The sequence below is a fragment of the Xanthobacter sp. ZOL 2024 genome, assembly GCF_052932325.1.
The window spans coordinates 1,691,913-1,713,214 of sequence record NZ_CM128808.1 but is presented as its reverse complement, the minus strand read 5'-3'; the positions used below and the strand labels follow the sequence as shown (position 1 = coordinate 1,713,214).

Sequence of the window (21,302 nt, the reverse complement as noted above, 5' to 3'; positions counted from 1 at the left end):
CGCCTTGGACAGATCTCTGGACACGTCGGCGCCGCTGGCCGCCGACCTCCCCGATGCCCGGCGCTCCGAGCCGCAAGCCCCGGGCACCCCGACCCCGGTGAGAGCTGCCCCGCCGCCCGCGGCGGACGCCGCGGCCCGACACGACCCTTGGCTCGATCTGCCGCTGCCGGACAAGCTGGTGGCCGAAGCTACCCTCGGCGAGGCGGACAGCCGGCACCTGCGCGCTCTGCTGCACGGACTGCTGAAGGCACTGGAACTCGACCGCCCGGCCTGCCTGAAGCAGCTGGATGCGCTGCTGCGCGACATCCCCCCGCCGCTCGGTCCACCGGCAGAGATCGACACCACTGGCCTGCAGCTCACGCCGTTTCAGGCCAAGGACTACGACCGCTACTTCCGCGTCAACCGCCTGTCGTCCGACACGCCGGCGATCGCGATGGTGCGCAGCCTGGTGCAGACCGCGCGGGCGGTGACGCACTTGTTCGAGCGCAGCCATCATCTGGCCCCACTCCAGGTGCGCCGCCAGATCGACGGGTTCGTGTGCCACACTCATCTGCTGGCCAGAACCTTCGGGCTGGAGCCTCTCGCATGAGTGGCGCGCCTCCGTCTCCCTACGCGATCTGGCGTGAGTTTCACTGGGCCTTCTTCCTCAATGTCCAGGGTCTCATCGTCGCGCTCAGGCGCTTTCGCCTGCTGCTGGAGCGCGGATCGCGCGCCGCCGCCGCAGAGGAGCTGACGGCGGCGGCCACGCTGCTGACCGCGTCGGCGGCCTCCATGGAACTGGCCGCCAGCTTCACCAAGGACGACTACGAGAACAGCATCCGCCAATCCATGATGCGGCCCTCGGTGGAGTCCGATGATTTCAGCGGCCTGATGTCCTGGGAGCATGCCGTCCTGGTGGGGGTGTGGCGGGACCTGCGACCGGTCTTCGAGCAGCTTCCAGAAGAGCTGGCCGATGCCCACGGCGGCTTTGTGGCCGCCTATCGCCACCTCGCGCAGAGCCACACGGGCATTTGCGCGCGGTTCGTGGGCAGCGAGGCCGGCAGCCTGCGCTACGACGATCGCCATGCGGTGGAAACCTTGCGCCGTTTCGAGCGCGGCCGCCTGAGCCTGATCGATCCCGCCGGCAAGAGATGCCCCTTCCATTCGTGACCGCGCGAGGTTCACGCCTCGGCCCCGCAGGGAATTCGCTCATGAACGACATGTCCGCCCCCATTCATGCCGATGCCAGCGAACACCATGTCGCCGTCATCGGAATGGCAGGCCGCTTTCCCGGCGCGCAGAACGTGGGAGACTTTGCGCAGAACCTGTTTGGCGGTGTCGACTCCATTCCCCGCTGGAGCCGGGATGCGCTGCGAGCCAACGGCGTGTCGGAAGCGCAACTGGACCTGCCCGACTTTGTCGCGGCGGGCGGACCGCTGGAGGGGGCCGATCGCTTCGACGCCGCATTCTTCGGCTACAGCCCGGCCGAGGCGGAAATCCTCGATCCGCAGCAGCGCGTCTTCCTCGAATGTGCCTGGGCGGCGTTGGAAACCGCAGGCTATGCCGGGGGCCGGCGGCCAGGCGCCACCGCCGTCTTCGCGGCAGCGGGCATCAACACCTACCTGTTGAACCTGCACGACAACGCGCGGATCCGCGGCACCGTCAGCCCCTACGAGCTGTTCGTCTCCAACGACAAGGACTTCCTGGCCACTCGCACCGCCTTCAAGCTCGACCTACGCGGACCGGCGGTGACGGTTCAAAGCGCATGTTCGTCATCGCTGGTGGCCGTGCATCTGGCGGTGCAGAGCCTGCTCGCCGGCGACTGCGACATGGCCCTGGCCGGCGGGGTCTCGCTGTCGCAGGCATCGGGCTATCGCGCCCGGGAGGGCGGCATCCTCTCTCCCGATGGCCATTGCCGCGCCTTCGACGCCAGCGCGGCAGGCACGGTTCCCGGCAGCGGCGTGGGCATCGTGGTGCTCAAGCGGCTGGCCGATGCCCTGGCCGACGGCGATGCCATCGACGCGGTCATCATCGGCTCGGCCATCAACAATGATGGTGCCCTGAAGGCGAGTTTCACCGCGCCGCAGGTGGACAGCCAGGCGGCGGTGATCGCCGATGCGCTGGCCATGGCCGGCGTGAACGCGGACAGCATCGGCTATGTGGAAGCCCATGGCACCGGCACCGCCCTCGGCGATCCGATCGAGGTTGCCGCCTTGACCCAGGCCTTCCGGCGGCACACCACCCGCAGCGGCTTCTGCGCGCTGGGCTCGGTGAAGAGCAATATCGGCCATCTGGACACCGCAGCCGGCGTCACCGGCTTCATCAAGGCGGTGCTCGCGGTGCGGCAGGGCCAACTGCCCCCGAGCCTGCATTACGAACAGCCCAATCCGCGCATCGACTTCGCCGCGAGCCCCTTCTACGTCAACACCCATCTGCGCACGTGGGAGAGTGGCGGGCAGGCCCGGCGCGCCGGCGTCAGCTCCTTCGGCATCGGCGGAACCAATGCACACGTGATCCTGGAGGAGGCTCCCCAGCGTCCGGCACCGTCGACGGGCACTGGCGGCCCGCAGCTGGTCACCCTCTCCGCCCGCGACGCCGCCGCCCTGTCGCGCAGCGCCACGGCGCTCGCCGCGGACCTGGATGCGCCCACGGCGCCGGACCTCGCCGACACGGCGTTCACCCTGCGTGCCGGGCGGACGGACTTCCCGCATCGGCAGTTCGTGGTGGCCTCGGACGCGGCCACCGCCGCGGCGCGCCTGCGCGCCCTGTCGAGCTTCGATGAGACGGCCCGCGGACCGGAGCCGGAGCCGGTGTTCCTCTTTCCCGGCCAGGGCACCCCCTACGCCGCCATGGGCCGGTCGCTGCACGCCGGCCTGCCCGCCTTCCGAATGCCCTTCGAGACGTGCGCCGATCGGCTCGACCACCTGATGGGCCTCGACTTTCGGCAGCATCTGTTCTCCGGCGACGACGCCATCTATCGGACCGACGTCGCGCAGCCGGCATTGTTCGCCGTCTCCTATGCCCTGGCCCGCACCTGGATGGCGCACGGCGTCGCGCCCCGGGCCATGCATGGGCATAGCATCGGCGAATATGTGGCTGCCTGCCTCGCCGGCGTGTTCGATCTCGATGCGGCGCTCGCCCTCGTGGTGGCCCGCGGCCGCCTCATGCAGCGGGCGCCCGCCGGCGCCATGCTCGCGATCATCCATCCGGACCAGGAGGTGGAACCTTGGCTGTCAGCCGACATCGCCCTGGCGGCGGCCAACGCCCCCGGGCTCAGTGTGGTGTCCGGCGCCCGCGCGGCCATCGCCGACCTGCAGCGCCGCCTCAAGCAGGATGGAGTCGCCAGCCGGCTGTTGAAGACCTCTCATGCCTTTCACTCCCCGATGATGGGTGAGGCCGCCGACGCCTTTCGCGCGGTGCTTCGGGACATCCCCCTGGCCCCGCCCCGCATCCCGCTGATCTCCAACGTCACCGGCACCTGGATGACAGATGAGCAGGCGACCGATCCGGACTATTGGGTGCGCCACCTGCTGGAGCCGGTGCGGTTCGAGGCGGGCACGCGGACCCTGCTGTCCCTGCCCGCGCCCCTCTTCATCGAGGTCGGTCCCGGACGGACGCTCAGCACATTGACGGCGCAGACCGCGCCCGCGACGGTGCCCTGCATCGCCACGCTCGGGGATGAAGACCGGCGCGAAGAGGCCGAACAGGTCCTCACCGCCCTGGGACGGTGCTGGCAGCTGAATGGCGCACTCGACCTGCCGGCCGCCCGCGGCGCCCGGCGCGTGCCCCTGCCCACCTATCCCTTTCAAGGGGAGCGCTTCTGGGTCCGGCCCGACGAAGCGGCCGGCCCAGCCGCTGCGGAGGCGCCCGGGCCCACCCTTTATCGGACCACATGGCACAGGCAGCCCCCAGCCGCCGCGAAGGCGGCGCCGTTGAAGGGGCGTGTCCTGATCTTTGACGACGGACGGATCGGCACAGCCCTGGCGCAGATCCTCGAACGCACCGGCGCTGAACCCTACCGGGTCATCGCCAGCGACCAGTTCGCCGAACCCGACTATCGGTGCTTCGCCCTGCGTCCCGGTGAACCCGCCGACTATGCGAGCCTGCTGGCGACGCTGGCGGAGCGCGGCGCCCCCCCCGATCACCTGCTGTTCGCCTGGCCGCTGCGGCCCCGGCCGACGGCCACGCCGCTCAACGCCGACGCCTGCGCCATGCTGGCCGTCGTCACCGCGCTCGCGCACGATGAACGGCACCTGAGCCTGACCCTGCTCACCCGATGCGCCGCGGACGTGACCGGCCTGGAAGATCTCGACGCCGCCCAAGCCCTGGTCGGTGGGGTGATGCCAGTGGTGGGCCAGGAGCACCCCCACCTGGCATGGCGCCACATCGACATCGAGGCGACCGACGCTCTCCCGCCGGAGCAGGTGGCGCGGCACATCTGCGATGAGCTCGGCCGCGATGGGCGCACCGTGGCGCTGCGCGGCCCGCACCGCTGGCTGCCCGAGATGGAGCGCCTGGAGCCTTCCAAGGCGGACGGGCAAGCCGGGCTGCGGCGCAATGGTGTCTATGCGATGATGGGCGACCTCACCGGCCCGGTCGGCCAGGCTTGGCGCGACGGGCTTTCCGCATGGCCCGGAGTCCGGCTCGCCCTGTTGCAGGACAGTGGCGCGCCATCGCTCGAAACGGCCGACACCCTGCGCATCCCCCTCAATGGCACCGACACGGCGTCGCTCGACGCCGCGCTCGATGCTGTCGTCGCCGCCTGCGGCCGGGTGGACGGCGTCTTTCTGAGCATGCCTCAGTCGGACCGGGCTTCCGCGGCCCCGATCACCGCGCTGCAAGACGCCCATTGGCAGCACAATCTCGACACCCTGCACGCGCCGCTGCAGGCGCTGATCGCAGCGGCGGGGCGGCGCAGGATCGGCTTTTGCTGCATCCAGTCCTCGTTGTCGGTCGCGGTCGGCGGTCCGAGCCTTGCCGCCTATGCGGCCACCCACCAGGCCATGGATCTGCTCGTGGCCCGGCAGGATCGGACAGGGCCCACCCGCTGGTTCGCCATCGGCTATCCGCGCGTTGCTCCGGATGCGGGCGGACACCCGCGGGCGGGCGCGGCGACGGCCGCGGCGGTGTCCCCCGCGACGGCCTGGGCGCTGACCTCAAGCCTCATCGACGCCGGATGCAGCGGCCAGACGATGCTCTCGGCCAACGGCCGCCCGTTCATTGGCGCCGTCGCCACCGCGGTGGAGCCCATCGGCGCCACCGGCGGCCGCAGCCGGCCGGCGCTGGCCACCGCCTTCCTCGCACCGCGCACGCCGGCGGAAGCTACCGTGGTCGAGATCTTCAAGGAATTGCTCGGCTTGGAGCGCGTGGGCGTGAATGACGGCTTCTACGAGCTCGGCGGCCACTCGCTGCTGGCCATCCGCGCGGTGGCGAAACTGCGTGACGCCTTTCCGGTCGACATCGCCATGCGCGATCTCCTCTTCGACAACCCGACGGCGGCGGAGATCGCCGCCACCCTTACCGCGCGGATTGCCGAGAACACGGACCTGCACGTCCTGGCCGATCTCCTCGATGAGGTCGGCAGCCTTTCCGATGACGAAGTCGGCCGACTGATAGCCGGGAGCGATGCCCGATGAACGAGGTCCTGCAGAAACTTGATGCTCTTTCACCAGAGCGGCGGCAGCTCCTGGAACGCAAACTCCTCAACGCCAAGCGCGGGAACCGCGCCGCGCCCGCCGCCCTTCCGCGGCGTGGGAACCCGGCCGCGCCCCTGCCGCTATCCTTCGCGCAGCAGCGGCTCTGGTTCATGCAGCAGCTCGATCCCGGCACCGTTGCCTACAACATGAACCTCGCCCTGCGCCTGGAGGGCCCTCTCGATCGTCCGGCCCTGGCCCGCGCCTTCGCGGCGCTGGTGGCGCGCCATGACACGCTGCGCACCGCGTTCACCCCAGGCGCGGATGGCACCCCCCTGCAGGTGGTGGGGGAGCCCGATGCCCTCGACCTCTCCTATCAGGATTACCGTCAGGCCCCCGATCCGGAGGCGAGCGCGCGCCGCCACGTGGAGGAACTGGTCGGCACCCCTTACGACCTGACGCGGCCGCCGCTGCGCGCCGCGCTGCTGCAGCTGAGTGACGACGCGCACGTGCTCGCTTTGGGCATGCATCACATCATCTCCGATCGATGGTCCATGGGTGTGTTCGCGCGAGAGCTGTCCAAACTGTATGAGGCGCAGGTGATGGCCCGTCCTGCCGACCTGCCCGACCTCGCCGTGCAGTTCGCTGATTGGACGCTCTGGCAACGGGACCTGCTGGCCGGCCCGGTGCTGCGCGACCAGCTCGCCTATTGGACCGCACAGCTCGCGGGAGAGCTGCCGGTGCTGGAGCTGCCACTCGACCGCCCGCGCGGCGCCGCCACCAGCTTCGAAGGGCGCCATCTGCCGGTGCGGCTGGATCGTGCCCTGGCGCTGCGGCTGCGCACACTTGCGGCGCAGCGGAACGTGACCGTGTTCACGCTGCTGCTGACCGCCTTCAAGGTGCTGCTGCACCTTTACAGCGACAGCGACGACATCATCGTCGGCAGCGAGGTGGCCAATCGCGACCGCCCCGAGACGCAGACGATGATCGGGCCGATGGTCAACACGCTGGTGTTCCGCAGCGACCTCTCGGGCGATCCCACGTTCGAGGATCTCCTCATGCGCGTGGCAGCATCAGTCCGGCAGGGTCTCGCGCACCAGGACATCCCGTTCGAGCGGCTGGTGGAGGCGATCAACCCGGAACGCTCCTTGTCCGAACTGAACCCGCTGTTCCAGGTGAAGTTCGACATCCAGCACTCCATCGCCCCACCGCCCGGCCTGCACGACCTCGCCATCGCGCCCTATCCGCTGCGGGAGGTGGCGACCAAGTATGAGCTGCGGTTCAACTTGGAGGACATCGGGCCGGATATCGGCGGCAAGATCGAATACGCCTGCCACCTGTTCGACGAGGACACCATCGCCGACATGGCGCGCCGCTTCGAGCGCCTGCTCGCCATGATCGTCGAGGCCCCCCAGCGGCGTCTGTCCACCCTCGATCTGCTGTCCCCCGACGAGGTCGCCGCCGCCGTGGCGGCCGGGGCCGGCCCGGTACGGGAGGAAGCCGCCGGGCTCTGCCTCCATGACCTGTTCCGGATGCAGGCCGGGGCGACCCCCCGTGCGCCGGCGGTCACCGACGGCACCGTGACATGGACCTATCAGGAGCTGGCCGACCGCGCCGCCGGCATCGCCGCCGCGCTGGTGGGGGCCGGCGTGAGGCCGGGACATCGTGTCGGCATCTGCATGCGCCGTTCCCCGGGCATGATCGCCGGCCTTCTGGGCATTCTCCAATCCGGCGGTGCCTATGTTCCGCTCGATGCGGAATATCCCGCCGAACGGCTCGCATTCATCGCCCAGGATGCCGGCCTCGACATTCTCTTGTCCGACCATCAACCTTCCTTCGTGACGGGCGAGGGGCTGCAGATCCTGGATGTGGACGCGCTGCCCGCCGCCCGCCTGGCAGCCCGGCCCCGGGTCGAACCCGACGATCTCGCCTACATCATCTACACCTCGGGCTCGACCGGGCGCCCCAAGGGTGTCGCCATCGCCCACCGCTCGGTGGTTGCGTTCATGCATTGGGCGCAGGCCCGCTTCAGCCGGGACGAGATGGCCTATATGCTCGTGCCGACCTCCATCAGCTTCGACCTGTCGGTGTTCGAGCTTTTCGCGCCCCTCGTCATTGGCGGCGCGCTGGTGGTCACCGAGCATTTTCTCACCCTGCCGGACCTGACGGGCAAGGTGGACGTGACCTTCATCAATACGGTGCCGAGCCTGCTGCAGGAGCTGCTGCAGACCCAGCGCCTGCCGAAGACGGTGAAATGCGCCACCTTCTGCGGCGAGCCGCTGCCCGCCTCCCTCGTGACGCGGTTGCGCGCGGACTACCCGCATCTGCACATCCACAATCTCTATGGCCCCTCCGAAGACACCGTGTTCTCGACGGAGGTCGCCCTGCATGGGGCAGGATATGACGGCGGCGTGGTGCCCATTGGCAGGCCGCTCCCCAACACGCGCACCTACATTCTCGACCGAGCCGGCCGCGTACGCCCGCAGGGCGTCTCCGGCGAGCTGCACCTGGCCGGCTGCGGACTGGCGCGCGGCTATTTCGGGCGACCGGCGCAGACGGCGGAGCGCTTCCTTCCCGACCCCTTCTCGTCATCGCCCGGCGCACGCCTTTACCGCACCGGGGATCGCGTGCGACATCGGGCGGACGGCCTGCTGGAATTCCTCGGCCGGCTCGATCAGCAGGTGAAAGTGCGCGGTCTGCGGATCGAAACCGGCGAGATCGAGCATCACCTTGAACGGATCGACGGGGTCGCCAAGGCCGTCGTCACGGTCACCGGCGGCGCCGACAGGCAGCTCGCAGCCTTCGTGGAGCCGGACGACGGCATCACCCTCGACGAGGCCGCCCTGCGGCGCACCCTGGCGCAGGTGCTGCCCGCCCATATGGTGCCGACCCTGTGGGGCTTCATCACCCGGCTGCCCCAGCAGCCCAATGGCAAGATCGACCGCGGCGCGCTGCCGGCGATCGCGGATTTCACGACCGGTCACAAGGCGCCGCTCGTCACCGATGTCGAGCGGCAGGTCGCCGCGGCCTGGTCGGACACCCTGAAGGTGGCGGACATCGGCCGCCAGGACAATTTCTTCAAGCTGGGCGGGCATTCCCTTCTGGCCATGCGGATGATCGCCCGCCTGCCCTTCGCCTTGCCCACCAAGGACGTGCTGCGCACGCTGTTCGAGTTCCCGAACCTGCAGGACTTCGCGGCGGCCATCGCCCCGGCGGCTGGCATGTCCGACCCGCGCCAGCCCTCCGGCGGCGTCAGCATCCCGCGGCTGGCGGAGGGCGAGCCGATCCCCCTGTCCTTCGCCCAGCAGCGGCTTTGGACCCTCTGGCAGCTCGAGCCTAAAAGCCCCTCCTACAACGTGCCCGCGGCGATCCGGCTACGCGGCCCGCTGGACCGCGCGGCGTTGGTCGAAGCCTTCCGGCGCCTCTCGCAGCGCCACGAGGCCTTGCGCACGCGCATCGTCACCGACAACGGCCAGCCGGTCATCGACGTGGAGCCTCTGGTGGAGCCCGACGTCGCCGATCGGCCATCCAGCGACGCGACCCTGGCTGAAGATCTCGCGGCGGAATGCCGGATCCCGTTCGATCTTCAGCACGCCCCCCTCTTCCGCGCCCGGATCTTTGTCGTGGGGCCGCAGGATCACGTCGTACTGATCGTGATCCACCACATTGTCGCCGATGCTCAGTCTCTGGAGCTGATCCAGCGGGACGTCACCGCCTTCTATAACCGGCTGGTGGGGGACGAGGGACAAACGCAGCCGCCGCCCCTGGCTCTGCGCTACGCAGACTACGCCGCCTGGCAGCGTCAGCAGGCCGGCGACGATGATCTCACTTACTGGCGGCAGCAGCTGCAGGATGCGCCGCGCCTGCTGGAGCTGCCCACCGATTTCCCGCGCGGCGCGCAGCAGGAGGGCGGCGGCGACGGCGTGCGCGTCACCCTCGGTGCGGATCTCACCCGCCGCCTGGCGGCGCTGGCGAGCGCACATGACGCCACGCTGTTCATGGCGGTCCTGTCGGCCTTCACCGTCCTGTTGTCGCGCTATTCCCGGTCCCGCGAGGTGGTCATCGGAACGCCCATCTCCCAACGGCCGGATCCGGCGCTCGAGCAGGTGGTCGGGCTGTTCGTGAACACCCTGGCCCTGAAGCTGGCCTACGAGCCCGATGCCAGCTTCGCCCGCCAGCTCGAACGGACCCGCCTCACCGTGCTCGAAGGCTTCCAGCACCAGGACACCCCCTTCGAGCGGGTCGTCGACGCCCTCGCCGTCCCGCGCGACTGGAGCCACAATCCGGTGTTCCAGGCCATGTTCAGCTGGCAAGCGGACACGCCGCGCGACATGGATCCCATCGGGTTGGAGCGCGCCGCGGTCTCACTCCCGCCGGACAGCGCCAAGGTCGACCTGACATTGAACGTGCGGCACCAGAATGGCCTTCTGGACTGCGCCTTCATCTTCAGGACAGACCTGTTCCTGCCCGCCACCATCACCGCCATGGCCGAGGCCTTCGCGGCACTGGTGGAGGCGCTGGTGGCCCACCCCCACCTGCCGCAGGCGCGCATCTCCTGCCTTCCAGTGAAACAACGCCAGCAGATCCAGGCGTGGAACGATACCGCCCAGCAGACCCCCGCGGCGCCGGACACCTTGCATGGCTTTTTCGAGCGCAGCGCCCGCCGCACCCCCACGGCCATCGCCGTGACCGATCGGGACCGCAGCCTGTCCTATGGGGCGCTCAACCAGCGGGCCAACGCGCTTGCGCGCCATCTCACATCACGGGGCATCGGCCGTGGTGCCTGCGTCGGCATCTGCCTGCGCCGCACGGTCGATCTGGTGGCCGCCATGCTGGCGGTGCTGAAAACCGGAGCCGCTTACGTGCCGCTCGATCCCAACTATCCGCAGGAGCGCGTCGCCTTCATCGCTTCCGACGCACGCCTGGCGCTGCTGTTGACGCGGGAGGACCAGCCCCATTTCCTCGGGCGGGAAACCCTGGACCCGACCACCATATGGGAGCCCACCAAGGCGGAAGCATCAGCAGGCGATGACGCCCCCGACACGAACGGCGCCTGCGGCCATGACCTCGCCTACGTCATCTATACGTCGGGATCCACCGGCAAGCCGAAGGGCGTCGCCATTGAGCATGGCAATGCGGTGGCCTTCACCCATTGGGCTCGCGAGACCTTCTCGCCGCAGCAACTCTCCGGCGTTCTGGCCGCAACCTCCGTGTGCTTCGACCTGTCGATCTTCGAGATCTTCGCCACCCTGGCAGCCGGTGGCCGCGTGTTCATGGTGGAAGATCTGTTCGAGCTTCCCGACGCCGCCTTCGCCGACGAGATCACGCTCATCAACACCGTGCCGACCCCCATGGCGGAACTCATGCGGTTCGGACCGTTGCCGCCGAATGCGCGAACGGTCTGCCTCGCCGGCGAACCGCTGCCGCCGAGCCTTGCCGCTGCGATCCTGGCGGACGGCGCGGTCACCGCGCTGCATAATCTCTATGGCCCCTCGGAAGACACCACCTATTCGACCGGCTACCGCCTCCAGGAGCCGATCGAGCGCATCCACATCGGCCAGCCCATCGCCAACACGCAGGCCCATGTGCTGGACGAAGAGATGCAAGAGGTGCCCATTGGCATGCCCGGCGAGCTTTACCTCAGCGGCCGTGGGATCGCCCGCGGCTATCACCATCGCCCGGACCTGACCGCCGAGCGCTTCCTGCCCAATCCCTTCGCCACCACCGGGCACGCCCCGGTGCTCTACCGGACCGGCGATCTGGTGCGGCGGCGCACCGACGGTAATATCGACTATCTCGGCCGCTGCGACCGGCAGATGAAAATCAGCGGATTCCGCATCGAACCCGGCGAGGTCGAGGCGGTGCTCCTGCGCCATCCGGGCATCACCGGCGTTGCCGTGGACGCCTGGCACGATGCCACCGGCCACGCCCGTCTGGCGGCCTGGATCGAGACGCCCGCGCCCCTCGCCAAGGCGGCCGTATCCGCCTATCTCTCCGAGCAGCTGCCGCGCCACCTCGTGCCGACGCTCGTCACGCTCCTCGCCAAACTACCGCGGCTGCCGAACGGAAAGCTCGACCGCAAGGCGCTGCCGGACCCCACCGCCGGCCACCCCACCACCGACGGTCCGCACCACCGCGACGATGGGGCGCCGCGGCGGGGTTTCGAGCAGATCCTCGCGGCCATCTGGGCGAAGCTGCTGGGGCGTGCCGACATCGGCCGGAACGACAACTTCTTCGCCCTCGGCGGCGATTCCATCCTCGCCATCCAGGTGGTGGCACTGGCGCGCCAGCAGGGCATCGCCATCGCGCCGCGCCAGCTCTTTCAACACGGCACCCTGGCCGCCCTGGCCGCCTCAGTGGCAACACTGGGCGCGGAGCAGATGGAACAGGGACCGGTCACCGGCAACGTCCCCCTCGCCCCGGCCCAGCATTGGTTCTTCGAGCAGGATTTTCCGGAACCCAGCCACTGGAACCAGGCGCTGCTGCTGCGTCCGCGCCATCGGCTGGAGGCGCAGGCCCTGCAGGCGGCGATGAACCGCATCCACACCGACCACGACGCCCTGCGGGCGCGCTACGCGCCCGGCCCGGACGGATGGACCCAGCTCTATGCCCCCATCACCCCGGCGCCGGCGCTGCGGGTGGTGAGCTGCAGCGAAAGGGAGGCGCCGGACGTCATCGCCGCCGAAGCCAATGCCCTGTCGCGGAGCTTCGACATCGCGGACGGGCCGGTCTGGGGCGCGGTGCTCGTCAATATCGGCGCCCAGGATCAGCGCCTCGCCCTCGCGGCGCATCATCTGGTGATCGACGGTGTCTCCTGGCGCATCCTGCTTGACGACCTGCGCCACTGCCTCGAAGCAGAAGCCGCCGGCGAGGCGCCCCTGCCCCTCCGCACCAGCCCGGTGGGGGCATGGGTCCGTACCCTTGCGGACAGCGACCGTTTCGACGACGAACTCGGCTATTGGCGCGGCATCTGCGAGGCGCCCCTACCGCCGCCCCCGGCCGATCACGCGGAGGGAAGCAACCTTTCCCGCGATACGGCCATGGTGCGGCTTGTTGTCGATCGCGACACCACCCAGCGCCTGCTGCATGATGCTCCAGCGCATTATCCGGTCGAGGCCGACGAGCTGATGCTCGCCGCCCTGTACGGCGCGCTGCGGCGATGGTCTGGACAGGACCGGCTGCGCATCATCCTGGAGAGCCACGGCCGGCCCGACCTGTTCGAGGCGCGCGATCTCTCCCGCACCGTGGGCTGGTTCACTGGCCTTCACCCCCTGCTGCTCGAAGCCGAACCCGACGCCGACACGCGCGCCACCCTGCTCGCCGTGAAAGACAGCCTGCGGCGCATCCCAAACATCGGTATCGGCTACGGAGTGCTCAAATATCTCCGGGGGAAGACGCTGCCCCGCCTGGAGGAAATCGCGGCGATCCGCTTCAACTATCTCGGCCAGACGGATCATCTATTCGAGGGTGACGCCCTGTTCGCCCGCGCGCCGGAACCGGCCGGAGAGCCACGCGGCGGAGCCAATCCCCGCGGCGTGCTCCTCGATGTGAACGCCATCGTCTCCGAGGGCTGCCTGAGCGTGCGCTGGGCCTATTCCGCCGCGATCCATGATCGCAGCACCATCGCGGAGCTGTCGGAAGAGTTCCGGGCCCAGCTCACGGCATTGGTCGAATACTGCATCGCCGCGCCGGAGACGGGCTTCACCCCCGCCGACTTCCCGCACATGTCCCTCAATCAGCATGAGCTGGATGACATCCTCCGGAGCCTTTGAGACGCCCCATGCCGCACCCAAGCTCCGCCGCCATCACCGGACGCAATGCCATCGCGGATATCTATCCGCTGTCACCCATGCAGGAAGGCCTCCTGTTCCACACGGTGTCTTCGGGAACCGATGGCCTCTACATGCCGCAGACCGCCATCCGTCTCCGCGGCGCGGTCGATGGCGCCGCGCTTGAGGCCGCCTGGCGCGGCCTCATCCAACGTCATGGCGTGCTGCGCACCGGCTTCCATTGGGAGGAGCGGGACGAGCCCTTCCAGGTGGTGGTCCGGGATGCTCCGGCCGCAGTCACGACCCTGAACTGGAGCGCCGCCAGCGACGCGGAGCAGCGGGCAAAACTGTCCGACCTGTTTGCCGCCAACCGGGCGACGACCTTTGATCTGCGGCGTCCGCCGCTGGCCCGGGCGCAGTGGATTGAGACCGGGCCGCAGGACTCCATCCTGGTCGTCTGCTATCACCACATCATTCTTGACGGCTGGTCGATCCGCAAACTTCTGGAAGAATTTCTGCTGCTCTACCAACGCGAAACCGGCGCGGACACGCCACCTCTGCCCGAGGCCCCACCCTACAGCGCCTACATCGGATGGTTGAAGCGGCGCGACCGGGCCACATCGGCCAGCTTCTGGCGCTCCTATCTTGCCGGCGCTCCCGGTTCCACACGGCTGTTGAGCGGCGACGCCACCACGCGGTTCCAACGATACACCTGGACCTGTCCCCCAGACCTTCACCGCAGCATGAAGGCGTGTTGCACGGCCTCGGGCCTCACCCTCAATACGCTGCTGCAGGGCGCCCTCGGCCTGTTCATTGCGTGGCAGACCGGGGCGGACGACATTGTGTTCGGAACCACGACCTCCGGTCGTCCCCCGACACTGGCGGGCGCCACCTCGATGATCGGCCTATTCATTAACACTATTCCCGTGCGCATAGCGATCGATCGGGCCCAGCCGCTCGACCATTGGCTTGCCGACCTGCAGACCCGTCAGGCCACCACGATGGAGCATGAGCATGTGCCTCTGTCCGAGATCCAGGGGCGCGGCGCCTCCCTTTTCGACACCCTCCTCGTCGTCGAGAATTTCACCGCCCGGGACCACGCACCACAGCAGCCAGCCTTGACCAGCGAGTGCCTGGACTTCGACGAGCGAACCCACTTCCCCTTGACGCTCTGGGCCCGGCCCCACGCCGACGTTCTCACCCTCGACATCGGCTATAGCGCGGATGTGATCTCAGCCGCGACCATCGCCGACATGGCTTCCCGGCTCGCCGCGCTCCTTGCCGTTATGTCGCGCGCTCCGGCGGAAACAGTCGGCGCCATCCTGGCGCAGCTGCCGCCGGCCTCCACCGCTTTGGGCTTCGCCGTCGGCAGAGATCGGCCCGCGGCCCATGACCCGACGCGCGTCGCCACCCCTCCGCGGCGGCCGCTCACCACGCCGACGGAAGCTCTTCTGGCCACCACCTGGCAGGATGTCCTCAAATGCGGGGCGCTGCAGAGCGACGCGAATTTCTTCGAGCTCGGCGGCCATTCCCTGCTTGCGGCGCGGGTCATCAGCCGCCTGAGGGGCGCGCTCCCCGTGCGCCTTCCGGTGCGCGCGCTCTTCGAGCAGCCGGTTCTTTCCGAGCTCGCCGCCCATATTGACGGCCTGGTCGCGCAATCGGGCGCCGGCGACGACCATATCGAGGTGGAGCTATGAGCGCTTGTGACTCCACCCCCCTCCTCCTGGCTCTGCCACCCGCAGGAGTCGGCCCAAGCCTGTTCCGCGGCTGGGCCCGGCCGGGGCGATCCATGAACATCCACCCGGTCGCGCTGCCGGGGCGGGAGGTGCGCTTCAACGATCCCCTGCCCGCCAGCCTTGATGCCCTGGCCGATCAGATGGCCGAGGAACTGCAGGCCCGCCTCACCGGCAGCTATGCCATCTTCGGCTATTCCATGGGTGCGCTGCTGGGCTACGAGATCGCCCGGCGCTGGGTCCGCTGGGGGCTGCCGGGGCCAGACATGCTGTTTGTTCTCGGCTGCAACGCGCCGGATCGCATGGTTCTGGATCGCGAGCCGTTCCATACGCTCGCTCCGCACGACTTCCAGCGCACCCTCGCGGACCTGGGCGGGATTCACATGGACATCTTGAACAACCCGGAAGCCATGGCGGTATTCGAGCCTATTCTGCGCAATGACTTCCGCATCTGTGAAGTCTACCAGCACGACACATCCGGCGACCGGCTGGACTGCCCCGCCCACGTCTTCCACGCCGACGCCGACGCCTTCGTGCAATGGGAGGCCGCCTGCGCCTGGTCGGAGTTCATCACCGGGACGACGATGATGCACACCGTCGAAGGCCGGCACATGATCGCCAAAAGCGTCTTCGATGCCCTGCCCGACACCCTGGAGCGCCTCTGGCTCCACACCCGCACGCCACCGAATGTTGCGGCGATGCCGGCCTGCTGACGCGGCCAGGTCCGACGCCCTTTTTGAAGGCCCGCCCCTCTTCTCCCATGCCATAGAGACCTGAGTCCTCTGGTGAGTTTGGCGTTGATGCGCCGGTTGAGCAACGCTCGACCGGCGGAGCTGGTCGGGATTGCGCAGCCAATCTTCCGTTACGGTGAAGGTCGAAGCGAACGCCCCCCGCGTCAGATCACCGAGCGCGAAATGTGGGCGCTGATCGTTGTCGTCGACGACCCAAAGGTGACCGCCGCCTTCGCGCGGCCGCCCGCTCACAAAGCACGCCGATGCTCTGCTCTTCCGCGAACCTCGATCGCTGCGTGGTCCGGTCCTCATGGTCCGGTCCTGTCGATGGAACGGACTCGAGCCTCAGATGGAGCGCGTAGCGGGGAGCATGGCAGGCGGTATCAACTTGGCCGCGTAACCGACACCCGAACCCAGCTTGGCCACGCCGCCAGACTGTCCGCGCGATTGGGAGCACCTCACAAAATGAATGCTCAAAATTTGGCTTGAAGCAGCGCTTGACAGGCTGAAAAGGCCATGCAAACTTTTTTGCCAGCAATACAGCTACCCAAAATTTTCGGCATCAACGCCCCACTGCTCTCGTCCTTCCTGGGCCGGGCCGCGTGGGGCGTTTTGCGTTTTTCAACCCCCTTGTCCAGAACCCCCTTGTCCAGGAGGATGACCATGTCCACACTCTTGCAGCATCAGGCCAAATTCTCGGGATCCATTGCCACCCCCGCTCCGATCCCGCTGCGTGAGGTGATGCCATGGGCCCTCTTCGGCGGCCTCATGATGCTGCTCGCCATCTACTTCGTCGGGGTCGAGGAAGGGGCCCTCTCCGTCTTCACGGGCTCCTATGTCCACGAATACGTCCATGATGCCCGCCACCTGCTCGGTTTCCCCTGCCACTGAGGAGCCCAAACATGGCCGGAAAGCTCTTGTTCAAGGGAATGCTGGCCGGATTGATCGCCAGCCTTCTCATCTTCTGCTTCCTCAGGGTCTTTGGCGAGCCGCCGCTTGAGCGCGCCATCGCCTTCGAGGAGCAGGCGGAAAGCGCCGTTCCCCACGCACACGCACCTGAAGTCGCCGCAGCAGAGCCCGAGCTCGTCAGCCGCCAGACCCAGGCCGGATTTGGCCTGCTCACCGGCGTCCTGGCATATGGTGCTGCCGTCGGCGGGCTGTTTGCCATCGCCTTCGCCTTCGCCAACGGACGCCTCGGCGCGCTCGGGCCACGAACCACAACTCTCCTGCTGGCAGCCGTCGGCCTCATCGCGCTGGTTCTCGTCCCGGCCCTCAAATATCCCCCCAACCCGCCCGCCGTCGGCAGTGGCGACACCATCGATGCCCGCACGCAGCTCTACTTCGTGATGATGGGCTTCTCCCTCTTCACCGCCGTGGCGGCACTCATAACAGGGCGAAGGCTCTGGATGTCCTTCGGGGACTGGCGAGCCTTCGTCCTGCCGGCCGGCGTCTATGTGGCCACCATCGCCCTGGCGCTCGCGGCCCTGCCCTCCGTCAACGAGGTGCCGGAGACCTTCCCCACCGATGCCCTCTGGGCCTTCCGGGCCGCCTCCCTGACCGGACACGTCATCTTCTGGGCCGCTCTCGCCGTTGCATTCGCTGCAATCCAGACGAGAAGCCCTAAGGCACGGAGCCGCGAACACATCTCCGCCTGACGCGGGCGCCCGGCCGCGCCGGGCCCCGTCAAGACACTCCGACCAAGTCTGCAACGGTCGTGCACAAGCAACGGTTCGAGGAACGTAAGACATGCCCACAAATGCAGGCCTGGATCTTCGCCGAGGGCGGCCTTTGCCCGCCATCGGCACCACCGAAGCCAAGCTACAGCAACGCAAGCTTGATGCGTTGAAGCGTGGCATTCACCGGATCCCGCAATCCTCGCAGCATCCGTTTGGCGTCCATCTGATCGCCGTCGGAAAAGCAGGGACGGGCGTGGTCCAAAGGTTCCTTGACAACGCTCCGGTCGACCTCCTCGACCCGCCCGGCTCCCGACTGACCGTTCTGGGCGTCGATATCGGTGACGACGACCTCAAGCCCCTTATTGCATCAGCCTCAAAGCTTGCAGGCGACCGCTCCCAGATCGAGATCATGCCGGTCGAGCTGCCGCCCATGGAGGATCTGCAGGCCTCCATGGCCCGGTACATCGACTTTCTCAAGCTTGAGTATCCCCTGTACCACCCGAACCCGGATTCACTGGCCTGGCTGCCCGCCGACGCGCCGTTGCGAGACGCCGATGGCTCGATTCAAAGGGCCGTGGCGAAGGCGGCGTACGGCCGCGCATTCTACGATGGCGACCGCCCCATGCACGGCGCGCTCAAGCGCTTCGCCTCCAGCGTGGAGGCGACGGGGGGTGACTCCGTGGTCGCCATCGTCTTCGGACTTGGAGAGAGCGTGGGCAGTGGGATCGCCCTGGATCTCGCACGTCACCTCTCGTCGAGCATCCTTGGCCGCCGCATCCTGGTGACCGGAGTTGGGATCACCCCCCACCCGAGCGATTCCGCCACAGCGCGCGGCGCACGCTTGCATGCTGTGTTCAGCGAGCTGGATGTGCTCTGCGACGAGACCAAGAACAAGGGCGTCACCCCGTCTTGCGGCGATCTCTTCAAAAACCCGTTCACGGCAGGCTTCATCATCGTCCCTCAGCCAGCGGACGTGGACCCGCATGAGGCCCGCAAGTCCGTCGAGCAGCAGCTGTCGTCGCTGTTTGCCGAGCGCCGCGGCGCGAACCTCTGGGAGGCGCTGCGGTTGCTGAACTGGGTCGCGGCACCTTCGACCCAGCACTCGGCCGCCCGGACTCCATGGGGCGCACGCTGGATCCATATGTTTGGCTTCGGGTCCGACACGGCCGGCCCGGCAGCCAAGGACCTTCGCACCGCGCTGGGGCTCATGCCCGACTATCAGCCCGAGTTCCTCGAAATGCGGACCGCCGACAGCGCCAACGACCATGCGGCCAAGGATTGGATCGACGCCTTGAATGCCGCATTCATGCCGGAAGTGCCCCCGCACCAGGTCGACGGTGGATCGCCCGGCGCGATCCAATACCTGCTGCCTCGCGTCGCCCTGAAGGACTTGTCCGCCTTCCAGGGGGCGTTGAAGGGCTACGACGCGGAGCCCATGGAACAACGCCACCTGCACCATGCGCTCCTTCTCGAACAGGGCCTGCTGCTTTGCGAACCCTCCACGGTGATCGAAGGCATGGCTGGCGCGAGCATCGGCAACGGCAACCAGTGGATCGCCGTTCCGCGGCATCAGCTGCGCGGCGAAGACGCGTGAGGAGATCCCGATGCCACTCGATTGGAACGAGGTAAAAGCCAAATACGGTGCCGGCTATCAGGTTCCAACCATCCGGGGTGGAAAATTCGTCAATATCGTTGGTGTCGACGATGAGGCGATCTACATCGAGACACCCATCTGGAGCGCAAAACTACATCGAAAAAATCTTGAGGCAGGCGTCGATTTGATCGAGTCCGGCGTCATATCCAGGGATCCCGGGCTGTTCGTGGAAGACTACATGCTCTACGTCGCCCACGAACGCGCCAGCTCGGTCGCGCACATTCTGCGCCATCTGGGCATCTTGGATCAAACTGAGACGTTTAATATCCGCTGCTGACAGCGGCGCCAAACGGCTTCTGAAGACGCCAGAGAACCGCCTTCATCATCTCAATTCGCCGTCAAATACATCACGCGCGTTCTAGACCTTTAACCAGAGGAGTCGAACCTATGGCCTCGTCATCCCTATATAACAGCGCCACGGGCACCCAGTCACCGCACTGTATCCACGCGATCGGCATCGGCCGCACCGGCGCCTGTTACATCGAAGCGCTGCTGCGCACCGGTGAGATCGAGGATCTGCTCGCCGAAGACCCCCGCGCGACATGCGCACTGATGGTCGTCGACATCGGCGACCAAGATATGGCCGTCGCCATCGACTATGCGAACGCCTTCAAGAAGCGGCTCCAGTCCCGCGGCGTCGCGCCCGATCGTTTCAACTTCCAGGCGATCGCTCTGCCGGTGCCGGGCAAGGCGGAGTTCTTCGAGGGCCTCAACCGGACCCGCGAATTTCTGAAGCTCGAATATCCCCGTTACTACTGGAATCCGAACTTCGAATCCTATGTGTCGCACAAGTATCAGATGCCCGAGGCCGGAAGTCATTTCCCCCGCCTTGTCGCCAAGGGCATCTATGCCAACGCCTACTATGCAGGCGAGCGCCCGATGGACGTCGCGCTGCGCAGCTTCGTGGACACGGTGGAGAAGTCGACGCTGCCGTCCATGGTGATGGTCGCGTTCAGCATCGCCGGCGGCACGGGCAGCGGCATGGTGGTGGACCTCGCCCGTCATCTGTCGAACGTGAAGCTGGGCCGCCGGATCCCCGTGATCGGCGTCGGACAGCTCTCCCACAGCGGCGATGGAGATGATGTCCACAACTGCCCGGGGCAGTATACCGCCTTGAACGAGCTCGATTGCATGCTCGACGATGACAAGAATGCCGGTGTCACGACGGTCTGGGGCGACCTCTACCGCAGCCCGTTCACCGGCGGCTTCTTCGTGGTGAATCCCGAACACAGCTGGCAGCGCCTCACGGCATATACGACCACCGGCGAGAAAGAAGTTCGTCAGGGCTTCAAGCAGATGGTCACCAACCGCTTCGTCGCCGACTCCTTCATGCGCTTTGCCGTGATGGACTATGGACGCGTGCTGTTTCGCGCCCTCCGGCCGGCCGGCTTCACGGGCGCTCCGCACGAGACGCTCTCGTCCAAGGCCCGCAACTGGACCCTCTTCGACGTCGCCAAGCTCACCCACCCCGGTGTGCAGGTTCTGCCCGGCGAGTCCGGATCGAAATGGCAGTCCGTCATCGCGCAGTGGATCGACTTCACGCCGCAGTACAGCGGCCTGAAGGACGGCTTCAAGACCGACTACGCCGAAGTCCACATTCATGCGTCGCGCGACATGGGCTTCGAGAATATCGAAAAAGGCATGAAGGAGATGATTTCCAGCTCCTACCTTCTCGATGGTGATTCGACCTATCAATCCTACAACCACGAGTTCTTCGACGCCCTCACGTCCTACGCCAACGTCATCCTGCCCGGCGTCGCGAAAACGGACCTCTTTGCATTCTGGGAGAGCCAGAAGAAATACGACACGCTCGACTGGGAAGCCAAGCTGCAGGATCACGCCTGGCTCGTGGATATCGGCCCCATGCTCTCAGAGCCGGCGATCCGCTTCGAAGGCATGGCCGGCGAGTGCATCTGGGGCTGCGCCTGCTGGGTGGTGGTGCCATACGATCAGGTGCGCGGCGACAAGCTCCCTCCGCCGAACCGCAAGGTCATCCTTGAGGAAGGCATCGCGGCAATGACCAAGACCGTGGTCAAGACGCCCGGCGGCGACGCCAAGCCTCTCGCTCGACAGCATGCGTGACGCCGGCGCGTGAACGAGATCGGAGCCGCGCGCAGCGGCTCCGAA

At 67.5% G+C, this 21,302-nt stretch carries 12 protein-coding genes; 11 read left to right on the top strand and 1 reads right to left on the bottom strand.

Annotation, left to right across the window (positions count from 1 at the left end):
- Positions 1-4: 4 nt before the first annotated feature.
- The 6 genes from ACU4E7_RS08035 to ACU4E7_RS08010 are packed head-to-tail and all read left to right on the top strand — an operon-like array spanning position 5 to position 15,827.
- Positions 5-589 carry a hypothetical protein gene (locus tag ACU4E7_RS08035; RefSeq protein WP_238122261.1) on the top strand — a complete coding sequence of 195 codons (585 nt, stop codon included), beginning with the start codon at positions 5-7 and terminating at the stop codon, positions 587-589.
- Entirely contained in the window at positions 586-1,149 is a 564-nt protein-coding gene (locus ACU4E7_RS08030; RefSeq protein WP_447021194.1) for a siderophore biosynthesis protein, read from the top strand. Before ACU4E7_RS08035 ends, ACU4E7_RS08030 begins: the two co-directional genes overlap by 4 nt.
- 41 nt (positions 1,150-1,190) lie before the next feature.
- Positions 1,191-5,615, top strand: a complete 4,425-nt coding sequence (locus ACU4E7_RS08025) for a beta-ketoacyl synthase N-terminal-like domain-containing protein (RefSeq protein ID WP_447021193.1) — start codon at positions 1,191-1,193, stop codon at positions 5,613-5,615.
- Positions 5,612-13,384, top strand: coding sequence for an amino acid adenylation domain-containing protein (locus ACU4E7_RS08020; protein ID WP_447021192.1), 7,773 nt, complete (start codon positions 5,612-5,614; stop codon positions 13,382-13,384). The genes ACU4E7_RS08025 and ACU4E7_RS08020 overlap by 4 nt, the downstream gene beginning before the upstream one ends.
- Positions 13,381-15,078, top strand: coding sequence for a condensation domain-containing protein (locus ACU4E7_RS08015; protein ID WP_447021191.1), 1,698 nt, complete (start codon positions 13,381-13,383; stop codon positions 15,076-15,078). The genes ACU4E7_RS08020 and ACU4E7_RS08015 overlap by 4 nt, the downstream gene beginning before the upstream one ends.
- Positions 15,075-15,827 (top strand): thioesterase II family protein, encoded by a 753-nt coding sequence (locus ACU4E7_RS08010; RefSeq protein ID WP_447021190.1) that lies wholly within the window; start codon positions 15,075-15,077, stop codon positions 15,825-15,827. The genes ACU4E7_RS08015 and ACU4E7_RS08010 overlap by 4 nt, the downstream gene beginning before the upstream one ends.
- A 491-nt stretch (positions 15,828-16,318) precedes the next feature.
- Here ACU4E7_RS08010 and ACU4E7_RS08005 read toward each other — a convergent pair whose 3' ends face one another.
- Positions 16,319-16,510 (bottom strand): hypothetical protein, encoded by a 192-nt coding sequence (locus ACU4E7_RS08005; RefSeq protein WP_447021189.1) that lies wholly within the window; start codon positions 16,508-16,510, stop codon positions 16,319-16,321.
- Here ACU4E7_RS08005 and ACU4E7_RS08000 point away from each other — a divergent pair.
- The 5 genes from ACU4E7_RS08000 (at position 16,509) to ACU4E7_RS07980 (ending at position 21,257) form a co-directional block, all read left to right on the top strand.
- Entirely contained in the window at positions 16,509-16,736 is a 228-nt protein-coding gene (locus tag ACU4E7_RS08000; RefSeq protein WP_447021188.1) for a CbtB domain-containing protein, read from the top strand. The two genes, ACU4E7_RS08005 and ACU4E7_RS08000, sit on opposite strands and share 2 nt — an antisense overlap.
- Before the next feature lie 11 nt (positions 16,737-16,747).
- The gene (locus ACU4E7_RS07995) at positions 16,748-17,500 is read left to right on the top strand and encodes a CbtA family protein (RefSeq protein WP_447021187.1); all 753 of its coding nucleotides are present in this window, start codon (positions 16,748-16,750) and stop codon (positions 17,498-17,500) included.
- A 133-nt stretch (positions 17,501-17,633) separates the two neighbouring features.
- Complete coding sequence (locus ACU4E7_RS07990) at positions 17,634-19,115, top strand: hypothetical protein (RefSeq protein ID WP_447021186.1); 1,482 nt, start codon at positions 17,634-17,636, stop codon at positions 19,113-19,115.
- Between the two features lie 10 nt (positions 19,116-19,125).
- Positions 19,126-19,452 (top strand): hypothetical protein, encoded by a 327-nt coding sequence (locus ACU4E7_RS07985; protein ID WP_238122271.1) that lies wholly within the window; start codon positions 19,126-19,128, stop codon positions 19,450-19,452.
- Positions 19,453-19,562: 110 nt separating this feature from the next.
- On the top strand, positions 19,563-21,257 hold the full coding sequence (locus tag ACU4E7_RS07980; protein ID WP_238122272.1) for a tubulin-like doman-containing protein: 1,695 nt from the start codon (positions 19,563-19,565) through the stop codon (positions 21,255-21,257).
- Positions 21,258-21,302: the final 45 nt, after the last annotated feature.

Coding starts and splice junctions, on each gene's coding strand:
- ACU4E7_RS08030 (WP_447021194.1), top strand. CDS start 586: ATGAGTGGCGCGCCTCCGTCTCCCTACGCGATCTGGCGTGAGTTTCAC.
- ACU4E7_RS08025 (WP_447021193.1), top strand. CDS start 1,191: ATGAACGACATGTCCGCCCCCATTCATGCCGATGCCAGCGAACACCAT.
- ACU4E7_RS08020 (WP_447021192.1), top strand. CDS start 5,612: ATGAACGAGGTCCTGCAGAAACTTGATGCTCTTTCACCAGAGCGGCGG.
- ACU4E7_RS08010 (WP_447021190.1), top strand. CDS start 15,075: ATGAGCGCTTGTGACTCCACCCCCCTCCTCCTGGCTCTGCCACCCGCA.
- ACU4E7_RS08000 (WP_447021188.1), top strand. CDS start 16,509: ATGTCCACACTCTTGCAGCATCAGGCCAAATTCTCGGGATCCATTGCC.
- ACU4E7_RS08005 (WP_447021189.1), bottom strand. CDS start 16,510: ATGGTCATCCTCCTGGACAAGGGGGTTCTGGACAAGGGGGTTGAAAAA.
- ACU4E7_RS07995 (WP_447021187.1), top strand. CDS start 16,748: ATGGCCGGAAAGCTCTTGTTCAAGGGAATGCTGGCCGGATTGATCGCC.
- ACU4E7_RS07985 (WP_238122271.1), top strand. CDS start 19,126: ATGCCACTCGATTGGAACGAGGTAAAAGCCAAATACGGTGCCGGCTAT.
- ACU4E7_RS07980 (WP_238122272.1), top strand. CDS start 19,563: ATGGCCTCGTCATCCCTATATAACAGCGCCACGGGCACCCAGTCACCG.